At 68.8% G+C, this 23,108-nt stretch carries 24 protein-coding genes; 10 read left to right on the top strand and 14 right to left on the bottom strand.

Annotated elements, in window-relative coordinates:
* Nucleotides 1-30: 30 nt before the first annotated feature.
* From CK240_RS10875 to CK240_RS18685, 3 genes are all read right to left on the bottom strand, one after another.
* Nucleotides 31-1,140, bottom strand: coding sequence for an N-acetylglucosamine-6-phosphate deacetylase (locus CK240_RS10875; protein ID WP_095640369.1), 1,110 nt, complete (start codon nt 1,138-1,140; stop codon nt 31-33).
* A complete protein-coding gene (locus tag CK240_RS10870; protein WP_167650021.1) occupies nt 1,128-2,057 on the bottom strand; it encodes an ROK family protein in 930 nt (309 codons plus the stop codon). Before CK240_RS10870 ends, CK240_RS10875 begins: the two co-directional genes overlap by 13 nt.
* A gap of 98 nt (nt 2,058-2,155) precedes the next feature.
* Nucleotides 2,156-2,983, bottom strand: a complete 828-nt coding sequence (locus CK240_RS18685) for a hypothetical protein (protein ID WP_167650020.1) — start codon at nt 2,981-2,983, stop codon at nt 2,156-2,158.
* 162 nt (nt 2,984-3,145) lie between these two features.
* Here CK240_RS18685 and CK240_RS18680 point away from each other — a divergent pair, with 162 nt between their 5' ends.
* Nucleotides 3,146-3,307: a hypothetical protein gene (locus CK240_RS18680; RefSeq protein ID WP_167650019.1), complete on the top strand. Its 162-nt coding sequence runs from the start codon at nt 3,146-3,148 to the stop codon at nt 3,305-3,307.
* A gap of 242 nt (nt 3,308-3,549) precedes the next feature.
* Here CK240_RS18680 and pnp read toward each other — a convergent pair whose 3' ends face one another.
* Complete coding sequence (pnp, locus tag CK240_RS10865) at nt 3,550-5,697, bottom strand: polyribonucleotide nucleotidyltransferase (protein ID WP_095640367.1); 2,148 nt, start codon at nt 5,695-5,697, stop codon at nt 3,550-3,552.
* Nucleotides 5,698-5,938: 241 nt separating this feature from the next.
* Between pnp and CK240_RS10860 the strand changes: the two genes are divergently transcribed.
* Complete coding sequence (locus CK240_RS10860) at nt 5,939-6,796, top strand: hypothetical protein (protein ID WP_095640366.1); 858 nt, start codon at nt 5,939-5,941, stop codon at nt 6,794-6,796.
* 31 nt (nt 6,797-6,827) lie between these two features.
* Here the strand turns inward: CK240_RS10860 and CK240_RS18260 are convergent, their stop codons facing one another.
* From CK240_RS18260 to CK240_RS10835, 5 genes are all read right to left on the bottom strand, one after another.
* Entirely contained in the window at nt 6,828-7,454 is a 627-nt protein-coding gene (locus CK240_RS18260; RefSeq protein WP_135058821.1) for a hypothetical protein, read from the bottom strand.
* A 188-nt stretch (nt 7,455-7,642) separates the two neighbouring features.
* Nucleotides 7,643-7,912 carry a 30S ribosomal protein S15 gene (gene rpsO, locus CK240_RS10850; protein WP_090756507.1) on the bottom strand — a complete coding sequence of 90 codons (270 nt, stop codon included), beginning with the start codon at nt 7,910-7,912 and terminating at the stop codon, nt 7,643-7,645.
* Between the two features lie 131 nt (nt 7,913-8,043).
* Nucleotides 8,044-8,946, bottom strand: coding sequence for a calcium-binding protein (locus CK240_RS10845; protein ID WP_095640364.1), 903 nt, complete (start codon nt 8,944-8,946; stop codon nt 8,044-8,046).
* A 97-nt stretch (nt 8,947-9,043) separates the two neighbouring features.
* Nucleotides 9,044-9,673, bottom strand: coding sequence for a Smr/MutS family protein (locus CK240_RS10840; protein WP_095640363.1), 630 nt, complete (start codon nt 9,671-9,673; stop codon nt 9,044-9,046).
* A 1-nt stretch (nt 9,674) separates the two neighbouring features.
* Nucleotides 9,675-10,319, bottom strand: a complete 645-nt coding sequence (locus CK240_RS10835) for a Tim44/TimA family putative adaptor protein (RefSeq protein WP_095640362.1) — start codon at nt 10,317-10,319, stop codon at nt 9,675-9,677.
* Nucleotides 10,320-10,419: 100 nt separating this feature from the next.
* Here CK240_RS10835 and CK240_RS10830 point away from each other — a divergent pair, with 100 nt between their 5' ends.
* The 3 genes from CK240_RS10830 to CK240_RS10820 all read left to right on the top strand — a co-directional run bounded on the left by CK240_RS10830 (nt 10,420) and on the right by CK240_RS10820 (nt 12,200).
* On the top strand, nt 10,420-10,929 hold the full coding sequence (locus CK240_RS10830; protein WP_095640361.1) for an FxsA family protein: 510 nt from the start codon (nt 10,420-10,422) through the stop codon (nt 10,927-10,929).
* A gap of 55 nt (nt 10,930-10,984) precedes the next feature.
* Complete coding sequence (secB, locus tag CK240_RS10825; RefSeq protein ID WP_095640360.1) at nt 10,985-11,530, top strand: protein-export chaperone SecB; 546 nt, start codon at nt 10,985-10,987, stop codon at nt 11,528-11,530.
* Nucleotides 11,531-11,603: 73 nt separating this feature from the next.
* Nucleotides 11,604-12,200: an HD domain-containing protein gene (locus CK240_RS10820; protein WP_095640359.1), complete on the top strand. Its 597-nt coding sequence runs from the start codon at nt 11,604-11,606 to the stop codon at nt 12,198-12,200.
* 21 nt (nt 12,201-12,221) lie between these two features.
* On the opposite strand, the gene CK240_RS10815 is transcribed toward CK240_RS10820, so the two are convergent.
* The 3 genes from CK240_RS10815 to CK240_RS10805 form a co-directional block, all read right to left on the bottom strand.
* Nucleotides 12,222-12,524, bottom strand: a complete 303-nt coding sequence (locus CK240_RS10815; RefSeq protein ID WP_338048962.1) for an H-NS histone family protein — start codon at nt 12,522-12,524, stop codon at nt 12,222-12,224.
* Nucleotides 12,525-12,614: 90 nt separating this feature from the next.
* Nucleotides 12,615-13,169, bottom strand: a complete 555-nt coding sequence (locus CK240_RS10810; protein WP_095640357.1) for an ActR/PrrA/RegA family redox response regulator transcription factor — start codon at nt 13,167-13,169, stop codon at nt 12,615-12,617.
* Nucleotides 13,170-13,228: 59 nt separating this feature from the next.
* Nucleotides 13,229-13,852: an SCO family protein gene (locus CK240_RS10805; RefSeq protein ID WP_095640356.1), complete on the bottom strand. Its 624-nt coding sequence runs from the start codon at nt 13,850-13,852 to the stop codon at nt 13,229-13,231.
* 75 nt (nt 13,853-13,927) lie between these two features.
* Here CK240_RS10805 and CK240_RS10800 point away from each other — a divergent pair, with 75 nt between their 5' ends.
* Together CK240_RS10800 and CK240_RS10795 are read left to right on the top strand one after the other, a co-directional pair.
* Nucleotides 13,928-15,274 (top strand): ActS/PrrB/RegB family redox-sensitive histidine kinase, encoded by a 1,347-nt coding sequence (locus CK240_RS10800; RefSeq protein WP_095640355.1) that lies wholly within the window; start codon nt 13,928-13,930, stop codon nt 15,272-15,274.
* Nucleotides 15,275-15,355: 81 nt separating this feature from the next.
* Complete coding sequence (locus CK240_RS10795) at nt 15,356-16,936, top strand: PAS domain-containing protein (protein ID WP_095640354.1); 1,581 nt, start codon at nt 15,356-15,358, stop codon at nt 16,934-16,936.
* A 489-nt stretch (nt 16,937-17,425) separates the two neighbouring features.
* Here the strand turns inward: CK240_RS10795 and CK240_RS10790 are convergent, their stop codons facing one another.
* Complete coding sequence (locus CK240_RS10790) at nt 17,426-18,112, bottom strand: YggS family pyridoxal phosphate-dependent enzyme (protein WP_095640353.1); 687 nt, start codon at nt 18,110-18,112, stop codon at nt 17,426-17,428.
* 89 nt (nt 18,113-18,201) lie between these two features.
* On the bottom strand, nt 18,202-19,278 hold the full coding sequence (locus CK240_RS10785) for a porin (protein WP_095640352.1): 1,077 nt from the start codon (nt 19,276-19,278) through the stop codon (nt 18,202-18,204).
* 276 nt (nt 19,279-19,554) lie between these two features.
* On the opposite strand from CK240_RS10785, the gene CK240_RS10780 reads away from it, so the two are divergent.
* From CK240_RS10780 to lptE, 3 genes are all read left to right on the top strand, one after another.
* Entirely contained in the window at nt 19,555-20,040 is a 486-nt protein-coding gene (locus tag CK240_RS10780) for a DUF3576 domain-containing protein (RefSeq protein ID WP_240517381.1), read from the top strand.
* A 66-nt stretch (nt 20,041-20,106) separates the two neighbouring features.
* On the top strand, nt 20,107-22,647 hold the full coding sequence (gene leuS, locus CK240_RS10775; RefSeq protein WP_095640351.1) for a leucine--tRNA ligase: 2,541 nt from the start codon (nt 20,107-20,109) through the stop codon (nt 22,645-22,647).
* Nucleotides 22,634-23,104, top strand: coding sequence for an LPS assembly lipoprotein LptE (lptE, locus tag CK240_RS10770; protein WP_095640350.1), 471 nt, complete (start codon nt 22,634-22,636; stop codon nt 23,102-23,104). Before leuS ends, lptE begins: the two co-directional genes overlap by 14 nt.
* The last annotated feature ends 4 nt before the right edge of the window (nt 23,105-23,108 follow it).

The following is a 23,108-nucleotide window of genomic DNA, read 5'->3' as shown; positions in this document are numbered from 1 at the left end:
GGGCCGCAGCCCGGCAAGGGCACGAATCCGTTATAACAGGCGGTCGAGCCAACCGGCGAAGCCCAAGGCTTCGTCCAGCACCGCCAGGCTGCCCGCGGGCGTTCCCGGCGCAATCTCCAGGGGCGGCAAGCCCATGGCCGCGCGCGGCGCGTCGGTCGCCATGGCGATGCAGCTTTCAAGGGGAACGCCGCCCTGCCGGTGCAGCCGTGCCACGCCGGTCAGCATGTCCACATGGGCACCCGCCAGCGCTCCTTCGGCGTTCACCAGGCGTCTGTCCCGGACCTCGATCCGCCGGCCATACAGCGTGAAGGCGTCGGGGCCGCCCACCGTGGGCATGGCGTCCGAGACGATGAAGCAGCGGTCCGGCCGGGGACGGGCGGCCAGCGCCAGCCGCAGCATGGCCCAGTCCACGTGGATGCCGTCGGGGATCAGCCCCACCCAGGCATCCGACAGGATCGCGGCTGCGGCAAGGCCGGGGTCGCGGTGATGAAGCGGCGGCATGGCGTTGAAGAGATGCGTGACCATCGTGACGCCCCGGTCAAAGGCCGCCTGCGCCTCTTCGGCCGTGGCCGAGGAATGGCCTGCGGACAGCACCACGCCCAGGGCCGCCGCGCGTGCCAGCAGCGCCGGATCGGCGCGTTCCGGCGCCAGCGTCAGCAGCACCGGCACGCCTGCCGCCCGCAGGCGCGACAGCACGGCCAAGGTGCGCTCGTCCAGCGGGCGGACATGGCGCGCGTCGTGGGTGCCCCGCCGCTCGGGCGCGATATGGGGCCCCTCGATATGGATGCCCGCGATGCCGGGGGCTTCCCGGGCGGCGATCACCGCCTCGGCTGCGGCCTCCATCACGTCGGGCGCGTCGGTGATGACGGTGGGCAGGATCGCATGGGTGCCGAGGCCATGATGCGCGGCCCGGATCGCGGCGATCCCGCCGGGCGAGGGGTCCGCGTTGAACAGCACGCCCCCGCCCCCGTTCACCTGCAGGTCGGTCGCGCCCGGCATCAGCAGATGCACACGCAGGTCGGGCGTGGCAGACCCCAGCGGCCCGGCCGAAACCACGCGGCCGTCCCGCAGCCGGACCCCCAGCCCTTCCCGCAACGCGCCCCGGACCCAGGTCAGGCCGGGGGCGATCAGCAGGTCCAAGGCTGCTCTGCCGCGGCCATGCGGGCCAGCAGGGCCGCGCCGCGCACGCCGCTGGCGTCCCCGTGGCGCGCGAGCCGCAGGATGGGACGCGGGGTGCCGGGCATCAGGCGCGCGGGCAGCGCCGCCTCGAGCCGCTCCACGAAGCCGGGCATCTGCGACAGGCCGCCCCCCAGCACCACGATCTGCGGATCGATCGTCATCTGCAGGATCTCGAGCGCCTCGGCGGAAAGGTCCGCCCAGGTGGCCAGCACCGCCTCGGCCTGCGCGTCCCCGCCGGCGGCGCGGGCGGCCAGTTCGGGCGGCGCGATCTCGCCAAGGCCCATGTGGGCGGCCAGCCGGATCAGCCCCGGTCCCGGGATATAGGCCTCGATGCAGCCGTCCCGCCCGCAGCCGCAGCGCCACAGGCCCAGGCCGTGCCGGTCCAGCGCCCGGGCCGGCATCCCGCAATGGCCGAGTTCCGCCGCGATGCCGCCGTAGCGCGCGGCGGGGCGGCCGTCGACGCAGATGCCCGCAGCGACCCCGGTCCCGAAGATCAGCCCGACGACGGCCGCCGCGCCATCGGCCGCGCCGCCGTTCGCCTCGGAAAAGGCAAGCGCCATGGAATCGTTCATCACCGGCAGGGGGCGGCCCGCGACGGCGGTCAGGCGCTCGGCCATGGGCTGGCCGCTGATCGGCAGGTTCGCGGTCTGGGCGAGGCCCGTGTCGGGCTCGACCACGCCGGTCATGGCGATGCCGATGGGCAGGTCGGCGCCTGCACGTTCCCGCAGCCAGGCGACCTGTTCCCCCACGGCGGCGAAGAAGGCATCCGCGCTGGCACGGGGGGTCGGCACCCGGTGCGAATGGGTCGCCTGCAAGTCGGCGTCGAACAGCCGCGCCTCGATCTTGGTCCCGCCGATATCCAGCCCCGCGCAGATCATGTGCCCCTCGCGCCCTCGTTTCCCGCAGTTCCTAGCGCGCGCGGGGCGGCTTGCCAAACACACTGCGCGCCCCCGAAAGGGGCGCGCTGTCCGGCGGGTCAGGCGGCGCGCGGAAGGACCACCACCTTCGGCTTCCGTCGCGCCGGATTTCTGGACTGCAGCTTGGCGCCGATCGCATCCACCCAGGCGCCAGTCACACCATTGCGGACCGCGAGATCCCGAAGCTGGCGGAAACGATCCCTCTGGACCTTGTTGTCGGTCGGGCAGCCGAGGATGTCGGCCACCGAAATGTCGGCCCTGAGACTTTTCGGAATTGCATGGCCATTGGCCAGAAAGCCCAGCGCAGTGCGGATGCATTTCTCGCAAATGCCGCAATTCTGCGAGGGATCGGAATTGCGCCAGCACACTCGCAGGTTGTCGGCCGCCACCGGCCAGCCCGCAACGGCATTGATCTTGTCATTGCGCGACCGCCCGCAACCGTCATGGTGGATCGTCATGGCGCCGCCGCCCACCAAGGGATCGGTGATGGGATTCGAGCCCCAGGGGATTTCCAGGGCATCATAGGGACCGCTGCTGCCGATCAGCCCTTGGTTGAACTGGTCGGAAAACTGCATCAGGGCGCAGGCGATGGCGGCGCCGTGGAACATTTCCCAGTCGATGCGGATCGCCTTCTTCAGGTTGGTCTTCATCCGGAACAGGCGAACACCGACCGTGTCGAGGGTCGCCCGCCCCTGATCGTAGATGATCTGCATGCTGCGGTCGTCACGGAGCGAGATGTCGAAGCCCTGGACCAGCAATGCCGCCTGCAGCGGCCTGCAGGCCTGCCCGGGTCCGCCGATCCTGTGGTACCAGGTGGTGTACAGCGCATCCAATCCGCCGCTGAAGGCCTGGATCGCGCGGGACGGGCGATCATCCACCTGATCCACGATGCTCTCGGCCTCGATCCCGACGCGCGAGAACAGCGCGGGGCGCCAGCTGGCCCAGGCCTCGACGAATTCATAAGCGTTGTGGATCATCCGGCGCGAAACCGGACCCCGGACGAACAGGTCCCGGCCCTCGGCCATGGCCAGCATCAGGGCGGGCGCGACATGGCAATCCAGCAGCGCCGGGCGGCCGGTGACTCCCTCGGGGATATCGAAAAAGATTCGATGATGCCGCAGCCTGCGCAGCGGTGTATCGGATTCGACGATCAGAAATCTTCGCACGCCCTGGCCAAGGCGCTTCTGATCCGCCCGGATGCTGATCTTTGACACGTATTACCTGCAACATACAAACAACCGACATGGCGGGGGTAAACGCGAACAATCCCATTGCGGCATGGCGCGCGTATCCGGCCCTGCCGCAATGATAAGCAATGATGGTCAATCGGCAAGGATCGTGATGACATTGGACGCATTTCAATGCCCATTCACCGATCCGGACGGAAAGCGAATTCCGCGCATGAAAAAGGCCCCGGCGGTGACCGGGGCCTTCGGGCGTCACATGGCAGGGATCACTCGGCCTGCGCGTCTTCCTTCTTCGGCTCGGAAATCTCCTCGCCGGTTTCCTGGTCCACCATCTTCATGCCCAGGCGGACCTTGCCGCGGTCGTCGAAGCCCAGCAGCTTGACCTTGACCTCCTGGCCTTCCTTCAGGACCTCGTTCGGGTGCTGAAGGCGCTTGCCGGCGATCTGGCTGACATGCACCAGGCCGTCGCGCTTGCCGAAGAAGTTCACGAAGGCGCCGAAGTCCACCAGCTTGACGACCTTGCCGGTGTAGATCTTGCCTTCCTCGGGCTCGGCCACGATCGAGTAGATCATGTCATAAGCCTTCTTGATCGAATCGGCGTTGGCCGAGGCGATCTTGATGGTGCCGTCGTCGTTGATGTCGACCTTGGCGCCCGAGGTTTCCACGATCTCGCGGATGACCTTGCCGCCCGAGCCGATCACTTCGCGGATCTTGTCGGTCGGGATCGTCATCGTCTCGATGCGCGGGGCATGGGCCGAGAACTCGCGGCGGCCTTCGGTCAGGGCCTTCGACATCTCGCCGAGAATGTGCATCCGGCCTTCCTTGGCTTGCGCCAGGGCCTGGCCCATGATCTCGGGGGTGATCCCCTGGACCTTGATGTCCATCTGCAGCGAGGTGATGCCGTTCTCGGTGCCCGCGACCTTGAAGTCCATGTCGCCGAGGTGATCCTCGTCGCCCAGGATGTCGGTCAGCACGGCCCAGTTGTCGCCGTCCTCAAGCACGAGGCCCATGGCCACGCCCGCGACCGGCGCCTTCAGCGGCACGCCTGCGTCCATCATCGACAGCGAGCCGCCGCAGACCGAGGCCATGGAGGACGAGCCGTTCGACTCGGTGATCTCGGACACGACGCGGATGGTGTAGGGGAAGTCGGTCGGGGCCGGCAGCACCGCCTGCAGCGCGCGCCAGGCCAGCTTGCCGTGGCCGATCTCGCGGCGGCCGGGCGAACCCACGCGGCCCACCTCGCCCACCGAATAGGGCGGGAAGTTGTAGTGCAGCAGGAAGTTGGAACGCGAGTTGCCGTGCAGCGCGTCGATGATCTGCTCGTCGTCGCCCGTGCCCAGCGTGGTCACGACCAGCGCCTGGGTTTCCCCGCGGGTGAACAGCGCCGAGCCGTGGGTGCGCGGCAGGATGCCCACTTCCGAGTCGATGGGGCGGATGGTGCGGTTGTCGCGGCCGTCGATCCGGGCGCCGCCGCGGATGATGTCGCCCCGCAGGATGCCCGATTCCAGCTTCTTCAGCGCCGAACCCAGGTTCGGGTTGGCCAGTTCCTCTTCGGACAGGCCGGCGACGATCTGCTCGCGCACGGCCTGGATGGCGTCGCGGCGGTCGGACTTGTCGATGATCGCATAAGCCGCGCGCATCCCTTGCTCGCCCAGCGACTTCACGCGGGCGTAAAGCTCGGAATAGTCGGGCGACTGGAAGTCGAAGGGCTCTTTCGCGGCGTCCTCGGCCAGGTCGATGATCAGGTCGATGACCGGCTGCATCTGCTCGTGGCCGAACTTGACGGCGCCCAGCATCTCTTCCTCGGTCAGCTCATAGGCTTCCGATTCGACCATCATCACGGCGTCCTTGGTCCCGGCGACGACCAGGTCCAGACGCTGTTCGGGGTTGCCCCGCAGGTTGTCCATGTCGGCCACGTCCGGGTTCAGGACGTATTCGCCATTGGCAAAGCCCACGCGCGCGGCGCCGATCGGGCCCATGAAGGGCACGCCCGAGATCGTCAGCGCGGCCGAGGCGGCGATCATCGCCACGATGTCGGGATCGTTGACCAGGTCGTGGCTCAGCACGGTGCACATCACCAGGACTTCGTTCTTGAAGCCCGGCGCGAACAGCGGACGGCAGGGGCGGTCGATCAGGCGGGCGGTCAGCGTTTCCTTTTCGGTCGGCCGCGCCTCGCGCTTGAAGAAGCCGCCCGGGATCTTGCCGGCGGCATAGTATTTTTCCTGGTAATGGACGGTCAGGGGAAAGAAGTCCTGACCCGGCTTCGGCTCCTTGGCGAAGGTGACGTTCGCCATCACCGAGGTTTCGCCCAGCGTGGCGATGACCGAGCCGTCAGCCTGGCGGGCAACCTTGCCCGTTTCCAGCGTCAGCGTTTCACCGCCCCACTGGATCGATTTCTTCACTTCGTCGAACATGCAGTTTCCTCAGGGCGCACCGGCCCTCGGCCGCCCGTGTCATATGGCGGCCCCATTGCCGCCTCCCCCCAATCCTTCGCATGCGGCCGGGGGGCGGGCCTCACGTCGCAGATTGACCGGCTTTACAGGAAAACCGGTCTGGTGAAAAGTATATTGGTCGTCACCCCGTTGCCGACAAGGGAGGGCCGCCCCCTTCCCCGGGCCGGGGTGCGCGGCGGGAGGGGCCACCCCGGGATCTGGAATGATCGTGCATCCGACCTATGCCCTGCTGGCCCGCGCCACGCCCAAGCCGCTGCGCGGAGTGGCGCACCGCATCCTCCACCATCGGCTGGGACCGGGATTTGCGCTGGACCTTCAGGCGTTCCGTGACCGCCGGGTGCTGATCGTCGGCCCCGCCCGCACGGTCGAGGACGATCTGGCGGAACTGGGATGCGCGGGGTTCGACACCGTTGTCCGCATGAACAACGGCCTGGACACGCCCATCGCGGCAGTGCCGGGTCACCCGTATCGCTGCGACGTGCTGTTCCACTGCCTGACGGCAGAAACGCGGCCCGTCGCCCCCGAGAACCTGCGCCGCGCGGGCGTGAGGCTGATCGTCCACCGCCTGCCCACGCGCGGCGATTTCCTGCGCACGGTCGCATTCGCAGGCGATCTGCCGCCCGCGACGGATCTGAGGATCGCGCCGCTCGACCACCATCGCGCGCTGTGCCGCCGGCTGGGCGGCTTCGCGCCGACGACCGGGCTGGTCTGCGCCAGCCTGCTGCTGGCCTCGCCCGCGCAGGCGGTGGGGATTGTCGGCTTCACCTTCTTCACCACGCGCTATGTGCCGGACTACGACGCGCGCGACCGGACGGATGCCGAAACGCGGCAGCGCGTGCGGGCGCGGGGGCATCACTCTCCCGAACGCGAGGCGCGGCTGCTGATGCAGCTTGTCGATGAGGCGAGGGCACGCGGCATGGAGGTGATGCTTGGCCCCGGCATCCTCGCCGCCGCCGCCAGGGTGGGGGAGGCCCTTCCCGGCTGCGATGGCGACCCTGCGGCTCTGCCCCTTGGCGGGACTGACAGGCGCGCCGGAACAGGAAACGGGCGGCGGCCGTAAGGCACGCCGCCCGCAAGGGCGCCCCACGGGATCAGGCCCGGGCCAGGGTCCTCGGCTCGGAGTCTCGGGCGGCGTGGCTGCCGTGGCCGCTTTCGGTCCCCGCCTTGCCGGCCTCGGGCCGCTCGGAGACGCGGGCGATCTGCCCGATCATGCTCAGCGTGTTTTCGCGCGCGATGGTCCTGATCGCCCATGCCCGCGCCCTGGCTTCGTCGTCCGGGTCCGCAGGCTCGGGCAGCCGCGCCGGCTCGGAGAAGGGCGCGGGCGCCGCGCTGGCACCATTCTGCCCGCCAGCGCCCGAGGTCCTCGGGGTTGCCGCGCCGGCCGAGTTGCCGCCTTGGGCGGCCGCGCTGCCAGCCGCCGCGGAAAGCGGAGCGGCGGCGACATGGGCCGCAGGCGCGGCGGCCTTCACAACGGCCGTCGCCGGGGCTGCGGCTGCGGCTGCGGCTGCTTGCGCAGGCGGAGCCGAGAAGTCGAACCGGACGGCGCTGTCTGCGCCCGTCGGCGCGGCGGAAGGAGCCTGGGGCGGAGGCGCTGCTTGCCCAGAGGTCGCCGCTGGCTCTTCGGGGGCAGAGACGCCGTTCTTCCGTCCCTGATTCCTGAGATGCGCGAGCAGGCTGACAATCGCGCCGGCGAGGCCCGTGTTCACAGTGTTGGGCATGATCAATCCTTTGTCTGACTACAGGCAAAGGATCACGAAGGGGCGCGAGAGAATCCAGAAATGGAAATGGAGGATTTTAATCGATCGTTAACCACATGCCCCGGCGCGTGGAAATGAAAACGCCCGCAGCCTTTCGCCGCGGGCGTGATCGGGATCGCAGATGGGGCGCGGCCTGCGCGCCCTCGGGCTCAGCGGCGCAGGCCCAGGCGCGCGATCAGGTCGGTGTAGCGCGCCTCGTCCTTCTTCTTGAGATAGTCCAGCAGCTTGCGGCGCTGGGCGACCAGCTTCAGAAGGCCACGGCGCGAGTGGTTGTCCTTCTTGTGGGTCTTGAAGTGCTCGGTCAGCGTGGCGATCCGCGAGCTGAGGATGGCCACCTGCACTTCGGGCGAGCCGGTGTCGCCGGCTTTGGTGGCGTATTCGCCCATGACGCGGGCTTTTTCTTCAACGGTGATCGACATCGGGGTCTCCTGATGTGAAGGGTGATGGCGCAGGCCGGGATGTCGTCCAGCACAGGCCCGTGGAGGGTCCACTCGAATCGCCGGGCGGACCGGGCGCATATAAGGGAAGGGGCGGCGGAAGGAAAGTCCGCTCAGGCCGCGCGCAAGGCGATCTGCGCGGCATCCAGACCGGCGGCGTTCAGCACATGGGCCACTGCCTGTCCGTTCAGAAGCACGAGTCCCGATCCGTCGGGCTGCAGGTCGAGCGTTATCTCTGCAGAGGCGATCTGATCCTCGGGCAGCACCAGCTCCAGCCGGTCCTCGTCAGGATCGAAATCGGCGACCGTCGCCGGAGCCTGACCCGCGACCCCGTCAGCGGGCAGCGTGAACAGGTCGCGGTCCGCGCCTCCTTCCAGCCAGTCGCCGGACACGCCCCACAGGGTGTCGTCGCCCTCGCCGCCATGCAGCCAGTCGCATTCGCCGTCCTGCTCGTCCGCGACCAGCAGGTCGTCGCCCTCGTCGCCCGACAGGTCGTCGGCGCCGGCGCCCGCGCGCAGGGTGTCGTTTCCGGCGCCACCCGCCAGCCAGTCGGTGCCGGTCCCTCCCTGGGCCAGGTCGTCGCCCTCGCCCCCGAACAGGGTGTCGTCGCCCGCCCCGCCGTCCAGCACGTCGCGCCCGCCCTCGCCCACAAGCATGTCGCCGCCCGCCGCGCCCAGCAGCGTGTCGTCACCGAAATCGTCCAGCGTATAGTCGCCATGGATCACGTCGTCGCCGTCGTCTCCCGCGACATGGTCGTCACCGCCCCCGGCGCGGATGTCGTCGTCGCCCCCCGCCCCGGTGATGCGGTCGTCCCGCTGCAGGCCTTCCAGCCAGTCGTCCGAGTCGGTCCCGATGATCGGCCGGACGGCCTCCTCGTCTCCGGGCTCCTCTGACGCCGGGGCGTCGGGATCATCCGGGGACAGCAGATCCTCGTCCTCCCCCTCGCCATCCTCGGACGAAGGGTCGATGACAAGCGCCAGCATCATCATGCTGGCAAGGCCGAGCAGCACAAGCATCACACGCCCTCAGGAGGGTTCATGGCGGTGAAGGCACCGCCCGTTCCCGTTCTAACGCCAAGCCACCCGGGCCCGCATCCGAAAGGTTGCGAAAGGGTTAAGGCCCGCCCGCCCCACGCGGGCGGCGCAGATAGACATAATAGGCCCCGCCGCCGCCATGACGGACATGGGCGGGGACGACCTGCAGCACCACCTGGGCCACGGGGGCCATGTGCAGCCAGTAGGGCACCTCGTGGCGCAGCGCGCCCGAACGGACCGGCAGCGGCCCGTGGTCGCCCTTGCCCTTGCCCGTGATGACCAGGACCAGCCGGTGGCCCGCCGCCTGCGCCCGCAGGATGAAGCCCGTCAACTCGGCCTTGGCCACCGCAAGCGTCATGCCGTGCAGGTCGATGCGCGCATCGGGCCGCAGCTTGCCCCGGATCAGCGAGCGATGGGTCCTGGCATCCATCCGCAGGGGCTGCGCGGCAAGCCGTTCGGCCGGCGTGGGCAGATGCGCCACATGCACCCGCGCGGGCGCCGCGTGGCGTCCGAGGCCGAAGTCCTCCGGCAGCGCAAGGCGCGGGGCGGAAACCGGCGGGGAGGACGGCGACGGGGCGCGGGGCGGGTCCGCCGGGGGCGGGGCGAGGCGCCCGCGCTCGGCCGCGGCCATGGGAGTCACGCTGCGGGCCACCTGGGCCCACAGCGCCTTGTCATCCTCGGACAACCCGCCCCGGCCGCGGCGGGCCATGTCAGGCGGCGGTTGCGACGAGCTGCCAGTTCGGGTCGTCCTGACCCATCCGGCGCGCAAAGGTCCAGACGTCGCGCTGCTTGCGCGCGGCCTTGGGATCACCCTCGACCACGTTGCCCTGCGCGTCGCGGTGCACGGCGATCAGTTCGCCCACGAAGCGGACGGTGATCTCGCCCGTGCCCGTCTGGGGATCGAAGGCCGCGCCCTGCAGCGCGGTCTCGCGGGTGCCCAGATACTGGACCTCGGTGGTGATGCCCCGGGCCTGGCGCTGCGCGATCACGCCATCGAAGGCCTCGGCCACGGCGGGCGCGAGGAAGGGACGCACCTGGGACAGGTCGCCGCGCTCGAAGGCGGTCAGGATCATCTCGTAGGCCTGGCGCGCCCCCGACAGGAAGGGACCGACCGCAAAGGACGGCTCGGCCCGCTGCATGGCGCTCAGCGCCTCGGCGGCGGGGGTGCCCGCCTCGGCATGGTCCAGGACGTCGCTGTCCTCGGCGGGCACAGCCACGGGGGCGGGACGTGCGGGCTGCACCGGCTGGGGCGGCCGCTCGAACCCCTCGCGGGTGCCCAGGACATTGCGCAGGCGCATGATGAGGAAGACGGCGATGGCCGCCAGCACGACGATCTGAAGCATCGTATTCGACATTCTGCGCTTGGGCCCCAAGGGTCTGGTCTGAAAGGATCGCTCGATTATGTAGGTGCCAGGGGTCGCCAAGTCCAGTTGCGGCCCATGAACGAGGTTCAACATGTGGTTTCTGATCCCCTTCGTCCTGCTGCCGATCCTCGAGATCGCGCTGTTCGTCCAGATCGGCGGAGCGATCGGGGTGGGTGCGACGATCCTGTGGGTGCTGGCCTCGGCGGTCATCGGGGTGTGGGTGATGCGGCGGCAGGGCGCGGCGGCCATGGCCGACCTGCAGCGCGCGGTGCACGAGTTCCGCGACCCCGGCCGGCCCATCGCCCATGGCGCGCTGATCATGCTGGGCGGCGGCCTGCTGGTGCTGCCGGGCTTCTTCACCGACGCGCTCGGCATCCTGCTGCTGATCCCGCCCCTGCAGAGCCTGCTGCTGCGCGCACTGGGCCGGCGGGTCCGGGTCGCGACGGCGGGCTTCGGCACCGGCCGCCACGGCACGCCGCCGGGCCGCGCCACGGTGATCGACGCGGAATACGTGGTGGTGGACGAGCCCCCCGAGGGCGAGCTTCCCCCTTCGCTGCCGCCGCGCGGGCCTCGTCGCCCCTCGGGCTGGACGCAGCATTGAGCGGCGGACAGGGCGATGCTAACAGGCTGACGAACCGCTGACGCGAGGACGCAAGATGAGCGATGAGACCACCAACGGCGCCCCGGGCGGCGCATCGGGCGCCCAGCCGGCCCAGCCGCAGCAGGCGGCGCAGCCCGGCGTGCGCCTGAACATCCTGGCCCAGTTCACCCGCGACCTGTCGTTCGAGAACATCGTCGCCCAGAAGGGCATCGGCGGCGAGGTGTCGCCCGAGATCCAGGTGCAGGTCAGCCTCGACGCCCGCAAGCGCCAGGCCGAGCACCAGTACGAGGTGATCTGCAAGTACCGCGTCACCTCGCAGAACAGCTCCGACAAGGCCAAGCTGTTCCTGTGCGAGCTGGACTATGCCGGCGTCTTCCACATCGAGGGCGTGCCGGAGGAGCAGATGCACCCCTTCCTGATGATCGAATGCCCGCGGATGCTGTTCCCCTTCGTGCGCCGCATCCTGTCGGACGTGACCCGCGACGGCGGCTTCCCGCCCTTCAACCTGGACCCGATCGACTTCGTGGCCCTTTACCGGCAAGAGGCCGCCCGGCGCGCCCAGTCCGAGGGCGAGCGCCCGCAAGGCCAGCCGCTGTCCTGACGGCGATGCGCCCTGACGTTTTCATCGGGCCGCCCTGCCTCGGGCGGCCCTTTTCCATCCGCAGGGGCCTCTGATGGCGCGCGCAAGGGCATGGCAGCGGATGCTGTCGGGCCGCAGGCTGGACCTGCTGGACCCCACGCCGCTGGACATCGAGATCGGGGACATCGCCCACGGCCTGGCCTTTGTCGCCCGCTGGAACGGGCAGACGCGCGGGGACTGGGCCTATACGGTGGCCGAGCATTCCCTTTTGGTCGAGGAGATCGTGACCCGGCTGGACCCGGGGGTCGCGCCGCAATGGCAGTTGGCGGCCCTGCTGCACGACGCGCCGGAATACGTGATCGGCGACATGATCTCGCCGGTCAAGGCGGCCCTGGGACCCGGCTACCGCGAGATGGACGCCCGGATCGCCGCGGCGGTGCATCGCCGCTTCGGGCTGCCGGCGGTCATCCCGCGGGGGGTGAAGGCGCAGATCAAGCAGGCCGACCGGCTGTCCGCCCGCCTTGAGGCGGTTGAGATCGCCGGCTTCAGCCCCGCCGAGGCGGACCGGCTGTTTCCGCTGCCCCCCGGCCTGAGCACCGAGGGGCTGGCGATCCGGCTGCGCCCGCCAACCGAGACGCGCGCGGCCTTCCTGGATCGTTTCGCCGCGCTGATGGCCCGCCTGGACGGCTGAGCCGCGCGCGGAACAGGGTCGTCAGGCCAGCAGGTCTTCCAGCGACTTGCCGGATTCGATCTGCTCGGTCACCCAGCGCGGGCGGCGGCCCCGGCCGGACCAGGTCTGGCTGGGATTTTCGGGATGGGCGTATTTGGCCTGGCCTTCGCCTGCACCGCCACGGCGACCGCGGGAGGAAGGGCTGGTCAGTTCGTTCAGATTGAAGCCCAGCTCACGGGCCGTCCGCTCAAGCGCGGCCATTGCCTCCTTGCGGCGGCGAGTTTCGTAGGAACTGATCGCCCGATCGATCTGGGTGCGCAGGTTGCGCAGATCTTCCAGCGACATCGAGTCCACGTCTATTTCCAATGGTCATTCCTTTCGCGCGAAATGGAACGCCCGGATCGCAAATCCCGCGGAATGCCGCAACCGAAATCTTCAGCGCGGACTGCGCTTGGCAAGAATGCGCTGCAAGGTGCGCCGATGCATATGCAGGCGACGCGCCGTTTCGCTGACATTCCGATCGCATTGCTCGAAGACGCGCTGGATATGTTCCCAGCGGACGCGATCGGCCGACATCGGGTTCTCGGGCGGCGGCGGCAATGCCTGCGCCTGCGTCAGCAGCGCATTCATCACCTCGTCCGCATCCGCGGGCTTCGACAGGTAATCCGCAGCGCCCATCTTGACGGCCGCAACGGCCGTGGCGATCGCGCCGTAGCCTGTCAGCACCACGATACGGCACTCATCGCGGCGCGACCGCAGGGCATCCACAACATCTAGCCCGCTGCCATCCTCGAGCCGCAGATCGACCACGGCATAGGCGGGGGCAGCCTGGGCCACCATCTCGCGGGCAGCCGCCACGCTGGTGGCGATCCGGGGCCGAAAGCCCCGCCGTTCCATCGCGCGCGACAGCCGCGTGACAAAGACCTCGTCGTCATCGACCAGAAGCAGACTCGGGTCCTCGCCGATGCGGGTGGCATTCTCTGCGCTCATGTCGATCTCATTTCCTCGCCAAGATCATCGATTTCGGAATTGCTCGATTTGTATCGAAATTACGCTGCGTCAACAAAACAGGCGATCTGTTCCGCCATCTGTTCCGGGCTCGTATCGCGCGTGAAGAACTCGACCGTTCCATAACCCGGAAGGACCAGAAAACTGTTGGTGGTATGATCCACCAGGTAGTTTTCCTTGTCCTCGGCATCGTTCAATCTGAAATAGCCCCGCCACGCCTGGCTGACCGCCGTCACTTCCTCGGGCGTTCCGGTAATGCCCAGCATGTCGGGATGCATCGCATCGGTGAACTCGCGCAGTCTTTCGGGCGTGTCGCGCGCGGGATCGACCGACAGGAAGACAGGCTTCACCGACATGCCCCGCTCCGTCAGGATATCCACCGCGGCCGCATTGCGCGCGGCATCCATCGGGCAGACATCCGGGCAATAGGTGTAGCCCATGTAGAAGATCGAGGGCTTGTCGAAGACCTGCGCCTCGGTCACCCGCGCGCCCGTCTCGTCCGTCAGGGTGAAGCTGCCGCCCAGCGCCTCGGCCCCGCCCGCCACGACCGAGCGGCGGCATCCCGCGAAGGGATCGCCCGAGGCCGGACGCAGCCACAGCCAGCCCGTCAGCAGCACCAGCACGGTGGCCAGAAGCCCCAGCATCATCAGTCGGCGGTCGGTCATGCGTCCATCCTCTTCATTGCCGCGTTCGGCGCTCGTGGCTATCAACCGTCATGCCAACGAGGCAAGGCCCGCATCATGCCATTGAAGCTTTCCACGCGCCACGACCCTTTGCCCACGGCCATTGGCGCGGCGGCCCCGCAGGCGCGCAACCGTCCGGGGCCTGTCCGCCCGCGCACGCTGATCGCCGCCCGCTGGATCGCGCTGGCAGGACAGGCCGCTGCGGTCGCGGGCGCCTGGGCCCTGGGCGCGCGCTTCCCCCTGGCCCCGGTGGCGCTGGTCATGGCGGCGGCGGTGGTGATGAACCTGCGGCTCGGCGCCGGGCCCCATCGCGGCGACGACCGGCACGCGCTGGCGCAGCTTGGCTTCGACACGCTGCAGACGGGCGCGCTGCTCACCCTGACGGGCGGGATCGCCAACCCCTTTGCGCTGTTCGTTCTGGCGCCCCTGACCATCGGAGCGTCGGTCCTGCCGCTGCGCCACATCCTCGTGCTGGCCGCCACCACCGCGGCCATGCTGGTGGTGATGACGACCGCGGGCGTGCCGCTGACCTTCCTGCCCGGCTCCATGCGCCCCGAGGTCGCGCTGCACATCGGGCGCGTGCTCGAGCTGTTCATCGGCGGCGCCTTCTTCGCCCTGTGCGTCTGGCGCGTCTCGTCGGACCTGCGGGCCACCTCGGACGCGCTGGCCGCGACGCAGATGGGGCTTGCCCGCGAACAACGCCTGCAGCACCTGGGCGGGGTCGTCGCGGCGGCGGCGCACGAGATGGGCACACCCCTGGCCACCATCAAGCTGATCGCCGGTGAACTGGCCGACGAGTTCGCCGACCGCCTCGAGATCGCCGAGGACTTGGCCGAATTGCGCCGCTCGGTTGATCGCTGCCGGGACATCCTGCGCAGCATGGGGTCCACCGGCAAGGACGACCTGCTGCTGCATTCGGCCCCCCTGGCCGACGTTCTGGACGAAGCCGCGGCCCCCCACCGACAGCGGGGCGCCCGGATCGGGATGGAACTGGGTCCGGCGGGCGCCCTGATCGTGCGGCGCGATGCGGGGCTGATCCACGCGCTGCGCAACCTCATCCAGAACGCGGTCGATTTCGCCTCTGTCACCGTCGAGGTCCGCGCAAGTCGGGACCAGGCCCGGATCGTGGTGGAAATCCGGGACGACGGGCCGGGGTATCCGGCCCATCTGCTCGGACGGCTGGGCGAGCCATATCTCTCGACGCGCAAGGCGGGTTCCTCGGCGGGACCCTATGAAGGGATGGGGCTTGGCCTCTTCATTGCGCGGACGCTTCTGGAACGCAGCGGCGGCACGGTCACCTTTTTCAACCAGAAGGGCGCGGTGGCCCGCGTGGTCTGGCCCGAAGCCGAGATCCTGGCTGATGACCGAGCCGCCCTGGGACCCAACCCCGCAATCGCCGATTGATCGCGGCATGGTTGCCGCTTAACCATTTCTTAAGGCGCAAGCTGCTATCACGCTCGCCGGACAGGACGCGGCGGGCGGCGCATGACGGATGGCATCACGGTTGGGCTGGCCCTTGCGGCGGGGATCGCCTCGGTCCTCGTCGGACTGGCCCTGGCGCAATGGATGGGCATGGGGCCGCGTGCGCCCCGCACCCCGGCGGCGCGGCCCGAGGCCGAGCCGGTCGCCTTTCTGTTCCGCGACCGGCGCCTGATCGACGCCACCGGCACGGCACGCAGCCTGATCGACGCCCTTCCGGGCGAAGGCGACTGGTCGCGCCTCTGGACGTGGCTTGCCCAGCGGTTCGACTCTCCCCAGCGCCTGCTCGAGCAGGCGGCACTGGACGGCACAGCCACGCTGGCGGCCCAGGAAGGTCTTTCCGGCCTGCGCCTGGATCTGCAGGACCTCGGCGGCGGGCTGATCCGGGTCGAGATCGCGGACCCGGGGCTGGAACATGCCGGGATCACCGTCAACGCTCACTCCCTCGCTGCGCTGGAAGATGAGCTCTCCATCCTGCGGGATTCGGTCGATCATGCCCCCGTGCTGATCTGGCGCGAGAACGACGCGGGCGCCGTGGTCTGGGCAAATGCCGCCTATCTCTGCGCGGTCGAGGCGCAGTTGACGGACGAGACGCGCTGGCCCCTACCCCGGCTGATCTCCCTTCCCCCAGAGGCCGAGGGGACGACCCGCGCCCAGATCGAGGGTGACGACCAGCTGCGCTGGTTCGATTGCCACCTGCAGCCCGGCGAGGGGCATCGCACGATCTTCGCCGTCCCCGCCGACAGCGCGGTGCGGGCGGAACGCAGCTTGCGCGAGTTCGTCCAGACCCTGACCAAGACCTTTGCCGACCTGCCGACGGGCCTCGCGATCTTCGATCGTGACCGGCGGCTTCAGTTGTTCAACCCCGCGCTGATGGACCTGACGGGCCTGTCCATCGGCTTCCTGACCGGGCGGCCCACGCTGCACGCGCTGCTGGATGGCCTACGCGAGCTGCGCATGGTACCCGAGCCCAAGGATTATGCCAGTTGGCGCAACACCATCGCCACGCTGGAAGCCGAGGCCGCCTCGGGCCGCCATGTCGAGACCTGGTCGCTGCCGGGCGGCCAGACCTACCGCGTGACCGGGCGCCCCCACCCCGACGGGGCGATTGCCTTTCTGTTCGAGGACATCACGGGCGAGATCGCCATGACCCGCCGCTTCAAGGCCGAACTGTCCCTGGGCGCCGAGATCCTGGACGGGATCGACGCGGCGGTCGCCATCTTCGACTCGGATGGCCGGGTACTCAGCGCGAACCGCGCCTTCGAGGGGATCTGGGGTGCCAAGGCGGCCGAAAGCCTGCGCGGCTATCTGGATCTGTGGCGACGCATCGCCGCGGACAGCCCCGGCTACCAGAGCCTGCGGCGCGCGCTCGCCTCGGGCCGCGGCGACGCGCCCCTGCATGGCGCGATCGCAGGGCCGGACCGATCAATCCTGTCCTGGCGGGTGCGCCCGCTGTCGGCAGGCCGCAGGATGGTGCAGTTCGTTCCATCGGTGACGGCCACGCTGGCGGCGGAGGCAGCCGCACCCTCTCCCGGGCGGGAGGCGACGGATGGCGCGGCGGCCCGGGTGGCCGCAGGGGCGGCCTGAGCAATCGATTGCGCGCGATGCCTGCGGCCCGGCTCTCGGGTCGCGCCGGATGCCTAGCCGTTGCTTCCTCATGGGGAAGATTTGGCCGCTTGGGGGCAGAACCGGTTGCTCCACCCGGTCGTGGCCGAGGCCGCCAACCGCCTGTGCTTGCCCAAGGCCGCAACACCCACGCTGCGTTGCGGATCTCACAGAGAGGTCGGCAACCGGGGACCACGCGGCCACGCCCTGCGGCACCGCAACGACCCTTGCGTGCGACCAACGGTTCTCTCGCCCTGTCTTCGAGGAGGGAGACCAAGGCCAGACCCGGAACGGCGCTGCCGCCTAGGATGATGGTAACCCTTGCCCGGCAAGGCCTGATCCCGGCCGGCCGGAGAAGGCCGCGCCGCCCCGCTTGGAAACTCCAGCCCAATGGGCGCGGTACCGCAATGGAGCGGCGGCTTCCGGCACACGTTGCATCGGCAAGAGATGGCGGTCCTGCGAGGTGGCCGGTCAGGCCTGGGATGCGGTGTCCCCGTCCTCAGGCGTCTGCTTCGGTCGCATGCCGAAAATCGCGCTGCCGACGCGGACATGGGTCGCACCCTCGGCGATGGCGGTGTCGAAATCCGCGCTCATGCCCATGGACAGGCCGTTCAGGCCGTTCCGTTCGGCGATCACGCGCAGCAGACGGAAATGCGGCAGCGGGTCTTCTCCTTCCGGCGGGATGCACATGCAGCCTGCGACCGGCAGATCGAGGCTGCGGCAAAGCGCGATGAAGCCGTCCGCCTCGGCAGCCAGGATGCCAGCCTTCTGGGGCTCGTCCCCGGTGTTGACCTGCACGAACATCCGGGGCGCGCGGCCCAGGTCCTGCACGCTGCGCGCCAGCCGCTGCGCCAGCGAGGGGCGGTCCAGACTGTGGATCGCGTCGAACAGTTCGACCGCGGCAAGCGCCTTGTTGGACTGCAGCGGGCCGATCAGGTGCAGCTCAATCCCCGGGCGACCGTCGCGCAGCGCGGGCCATTTCCGCTGCGCCTCCTGCACATAATTCTCGCCGAACACGCGTTGGCCTGCCTCCAGCGCGGCGATCACCCGCGCGTCGGGCTGCAGCTTGCTGACCGCGATCAGGGTCACGTCCGCAGGGTCACGACCCGCCGCTCGGGACGCCGTCTCGATACGCTGCCGGATGTCGTCAAGGCTCATGGCATGCCGTCCTTTCACGTTCAGCGAATCGCAAATGAAAAGAGCGGGCACAAGGCCCGCTCGATTCGTTTCAAGCCTGATCGAAGGGATCAGAACTGGAACTTGATACCCACGTCGGCGCGGGTCTCGTTGTCGGCGAAGATCTCGTTCTTGATGATCGCACCGGCCAGGGTCGCACCGGCGCCCAGGTCGTAGGACGCACCGATGCCGTAGGCGTCATAAGCGTCTTCAGCACCGTCTGCGAAGGCTTCCAGGATCTCGACTTCGCGGCGGATCCACAGACCCTGGATGCCGACACCATTGGCCATCGCGTATTCGACCGACAGACCGTAAGCGCGATCGTAGTCGACTTCAAAGGTGTCTGCGTTGTCGTCGAAGTCGAATTCGAAGTCACCCAGCTGGCCTAGGTCACGGTCGTCGTAGTCGGCGTAGAACCCCTTGATCTTAAACTCGTTAATGGCGGCGGTACCGCCGATGACGATCTCGCGGCCGTCACCGTTTTCCGAGTAGGCCAAGGCAACATTGTAGGCGCCGAACTCGTAGCCGGCAGCCAGCGAGAAGGCGACATCGGTGTCGTCGTCTTCGTCGAATTCATAGCACCCGAGCGTACCGTAGGTTACGTTTCCAGCACCACAGTCACGACGCGAGCCGTCGGTCATCGACGCAAACAGGTTCACGCCGTTGAATGTGTATTCGTACAGAGCGGTCGGGCCCTGCTCTTCGTTCTCGCCGTCGCCGGTCAGGAAGTCGATTTCTTCCGGGTTCGCCGCGAATTCACCGCTGGTGTAGCCAAGTTCCGTCAAGTCGCCGATCGCGGCTTCAGCAGCCGAGACGACGTCGCCCATCGACAACTTGCCGAAGGTACCCGAGATGTAGACCGAACCCGCCGTGCCACGGGCAGCCGAACGATTGGACTCGTTGCTATTGCCCCCTTCGTCGATTTCATTGTTATAGTTTTCTTGGTCGACGCGGAACGAGCCACCGAACGACAGACCCGAGTCGGTTTCGCCCGACAGGTTGAACTTGACACGAGCGCGGCTGGAGAACTGCGCGTTTTCACCGTCCCACACCAGACCCATGCGGCCGTCGCCGGTCAGGGCGACCTCAGCAGACGCGGCACCCGTCAGGGCAACCAGCGCGCTGGTGGCGATCAGAAGCTTTTTCATGGCTTTCCCTCTTGTCTCTCTCTGTCCCCAGTCCGATCGAGCGGAATGGGTGTGCTTCAGGTCTCGCGCTTTGAGGTCCGCATTGCAACGAATTGGCCGGAAGCGCAGCGACTTGACGAGACCGTGATGCACAAGCGCCACAGTTTGTTGCCGCAGGGCGTCGCCTGCCGGGTCCCGCATGGCGCACCCCGCGGCACGGACGCTTGTCGTCCCGCGGGCAAACAAGCTATGCCTGCCCCAACGCCCTGACGCCGGGGCCTTCGGGATGATCCTGCCATGACCATTCGCGCCGCCCTGACGATCCGCCACCCGATGCGCCTTGCCGCGGTCCTGTCGCTTTGCGCGCTTGCAGCCTGCGGCCAGGGCGGGCTTCCCGCCTCGCAGCACGAGGCGCGCGAGGCCGCCCAGCCGCGCCGGTCCACGATCTGGGACCTGTTTTCCAACAGCGGCGATCCGCAGCGCATGGTCGCCGTGAACCGCTACCTGTGGAACGCGAGCCTCGAGGTGCTGGACTTTCTGCCGATCCAGACGGTCGATCCCTTCACCGGCGTGATCGTCACGGGCTACGGCACGCCTCCAGGCGGGGGGCGCGCCTATCGCGCAACGATCAAGGTGTCGGACCCGGCGCTGGACGCGCGCAGCCTCAAGGTCTCGCTGCAGGGCGCGGGCGGTTCGGCTGTCGCGCCCGACACCGTGCGGGCGGTCGAGGATGCGATCCTGACCCGCGCCCGGCAGCTGCGCGTCCGCGACGGGCAATTGTAAGCCGCTGGACCTGACCCCCTTGCAGGGCTAAACCCGCCGGGCCATTTCACCGCCCGGAGTCCCGCCATGCCCTATGATCCCGCCCATAGCGAAAAGCGCTGGCAAGAGGCGTGGGAAAAGGCCGGCAGCTTCCGCGCCGTCCGGGACGAGCGGCCCAAGTATTACGTGCTCGAGATGTTCCCCTATCCTTCCGGGCGCATCCACATGGGGCATGTCCGCAACTACACGATGGGCGACGTGGTGGCCCGCTACAAGCGCGCGCAGGGCTTCAGCGTGCTGCACCCGATGGGCTGGGACGCCTTCGGGATGCCGGCCGAGAACGCCGCGATGGAACAGGGCGGTCATCCGCGCGACTGGACCTATGGCAACATCGCCACCATGCGCGACCAGCTGAAGCCCCTGGGCCTTTCGATCGACTGGAGCCGCGAGTTCGCCACCTGCGACGACGACTATGTCGCCCAGCAGCAGGCGCTGTTCCTGGATTTCCTGGACGCTGGCCTGATTTATCGCAAGAACGCCGTGGTCAACTGGGACCCGGTGGACATGACCGTTCTGGCCAACGAGCAGGTGATCGACGGCAAGGGCTGGCGGTCGAACGCTCCCGTCGAGCGGCGGGAGCTTACGCAGTGGTTCTTCCGCATCTCGGATTATTCCGAAGAGCTGCTGGAGGCGCTGGAGACCCTGAAGGGCTGGCCGGAAAAGGTCCGGCTGATGCAGGCCAACTGGATCGGGCGGTCGCGCGGATTGCAGTTCCGCTTCGACACCGTGAATGCGCCCGAGGGCTTCGGGCAGATCGAGGTCTACACCACCCGCCCCGACACGCTGATGGGGGCAAGCTTCGTGGCGCTGTCCCCCGACCACCCGCTGGCCAGGGCGCTGGAGGCGGGCGACGAGCGGCTGAACGCCTTTGCCGCCGAGGCGCGCAGGGTCGGCACCTCGGAAGAAGCGCTGGAGAAGGCCGAGAAGGTCGGCATCGACACCGGCCTGCGCGTCCGCCATCCGCTGGACCCCGACTGGCAGCTGCCGGTCTGGATCGCGAACTTCGTGCTGATGGATTACGGCACCGGCGCGATCTTCGGCTCGCCCGCGCATGACCAGCGCGACCATGACTTTGCGGTGAAATACGGGCTGCCGATCCGGGCGACCTTCGGCAAGCCCGGCATGACCGTGGAGGAGGCCGACGCCCTTGTGGCCGACGAGCCTTACGTCCCCCTGAAATCCGAAACCGTGACCTATGTGCGCGGCTTCGCGGGGCCGCACGACCAGACCGGCGAGGCCGGTGTGGACGTCGCCATTGCCCATGCCGAGGAAGCGGGCTGGGGCGAGGCCGTGACCAAGTTCCGCCTGCGCGACTGGGGCATCTCGCGCCAGCGCTACTGGGGCTGCCCGATCCCGGTCGTTCATTGCGACAAATGCGGCACCGTCCCCGAGGCCAAGGAGAACCTGCCGGTCCTTCTGCCCCGCGACGTCAGCTTCGACGTGCCGGGCAATTCGCTGGACCGCCACCCGACTTGGCGGCAGGCCACCTGCCCGAAATGCGGCGGGCAGGCGCGCCGGGAAACCGACACGATGGACACCTTTGTCGATTCGTCCTGGTATTATGCGCGCTTCACCGCGCCGCACGCGCCGACGCCGACCGTCCGCGAAGATGCCGACTACTGGATGAACGTGGACCAGTATATCGGCGGCATCGAGCACGCGATCCTGCACCTGCTTTATTCCCGCTTCTTCGCCCGGGCGATGGTGAAGACCGGGCACCTGCCGGAAACGGCGAAGGAGCCCTTTGACGCGCTGTTCACCCAGGGGATGGTGACGCACGAGATCTATCTGACCCGCGACGAGCGCGGCCGGCCGGTCTATCACCTGCCCGAGGACGTGACCGACGGGAGGCTGGCCGATGGCACCCCGGTCGAGACCATCCCCTCGGCCAAGATGTCCAAGTCCAAGAAGAACGTCGTGGACCCGGTGAACATCGTGCAGGGCTTCGGGGCCGACACCGCGCGCTGGTTCATGCTGTCCGACAGCCCGCCCGAGCGTGACGTGGAATGGACCGCCGCCGGCGCCGAGGCCGCCGCCAAGTTCCTGTCCCGCGTCCACCGGCTGGCCGAGGACAAGGGAACCGGGGACCGCGAGGACGCCGACCTGATGCGCGCCGCCCACCGCGCCATCGACGAGGTCACCCGCGCCATCGAGGGCTTTGCCTTCAACAAGGCGGTGGCCAAGCTCTACGAACTGGCGAATGCCCTGTCGAAGTCCCCTGCCTCGGGCGAGCCGCGCCGGGCCGTGCTGCGGATCATGGCCGCCCTGATGGGGCCGATGGTCCCGCACCTGGCCGAGGATGTCTGGGCGCTGGCGGGCGGCCAAGGGCTCTTGGTCGATGCGCCCTGGCCCAAGGCGGACCCGGCGCTGCTGGTCAGCGACCAGGTCACGCTGCCCATCCAGATCAACGGCAAGCGGCGCGGAGAGATCACCGTGCCCGCCGACATGGGCCAGGCCGAGGTCGAGCAGGCCGTGCTGGCCGACGAGGCCGTGCAGAAGTTCCTCAACGGCCAGCCTCCGAAGAAGCTGATCGTCGTGCCGGGGCGGATCGTCAATGTGGTCGCGTAGGGCGGCCCTGGCGGCAGGTCTTGCGCTGGCCGCCTGCGGCTTCCAGCCGGTCTACGGGCCGGGCGGCGCGGGCACGCGGCTGCAGGGTCAGGTCCGCGTGGCCGACCCCGGAACGGCCGACGATTATGCCTTCCTGCGCCACCTGACGGAACGGCTGGGTCCCGAGCAGGCGGTCCGCTACGATCTTGGCTACCGGCTGCAGATCGCCACGGTCGGTCAGGCGATCACGCCCGACGAAGTGACGACCCGCTATTCGCTGAACGGCACCGCCGCCTATACGCTGACGGACGCAGCCACGGGCGCGGTCGTGGCACAAGGCGAGGTCAGCAACTTCTCGAGCTACTCGGCCGAGGGCACGGTGATCGCGACCAATGCGGCCGAGCAGGACGCGCGGGGCCGGCTGGCCGTGATGCTGGCCGATCAGGTGGTGACGCGACTGCTGGCCACGGTGCCCTGAGGCC

The sequence above is a fragment of the Paracoccus salipaludis genome, from assembly GCF_002287065.1.
In the GTDB taxonomy this organism is placed as follows: domain Bacteria; phylum Pseudomonadota; class Alphaproteobacteria; order Rhodobacterales; family Rhodobacteraceae; genus Paracoccus; species Paracoccus salipaludis.
Note: the sequence above shows the minus strand (reverse complement) of the source record. Positions and strands in the feature narration are given on the sequence as shown.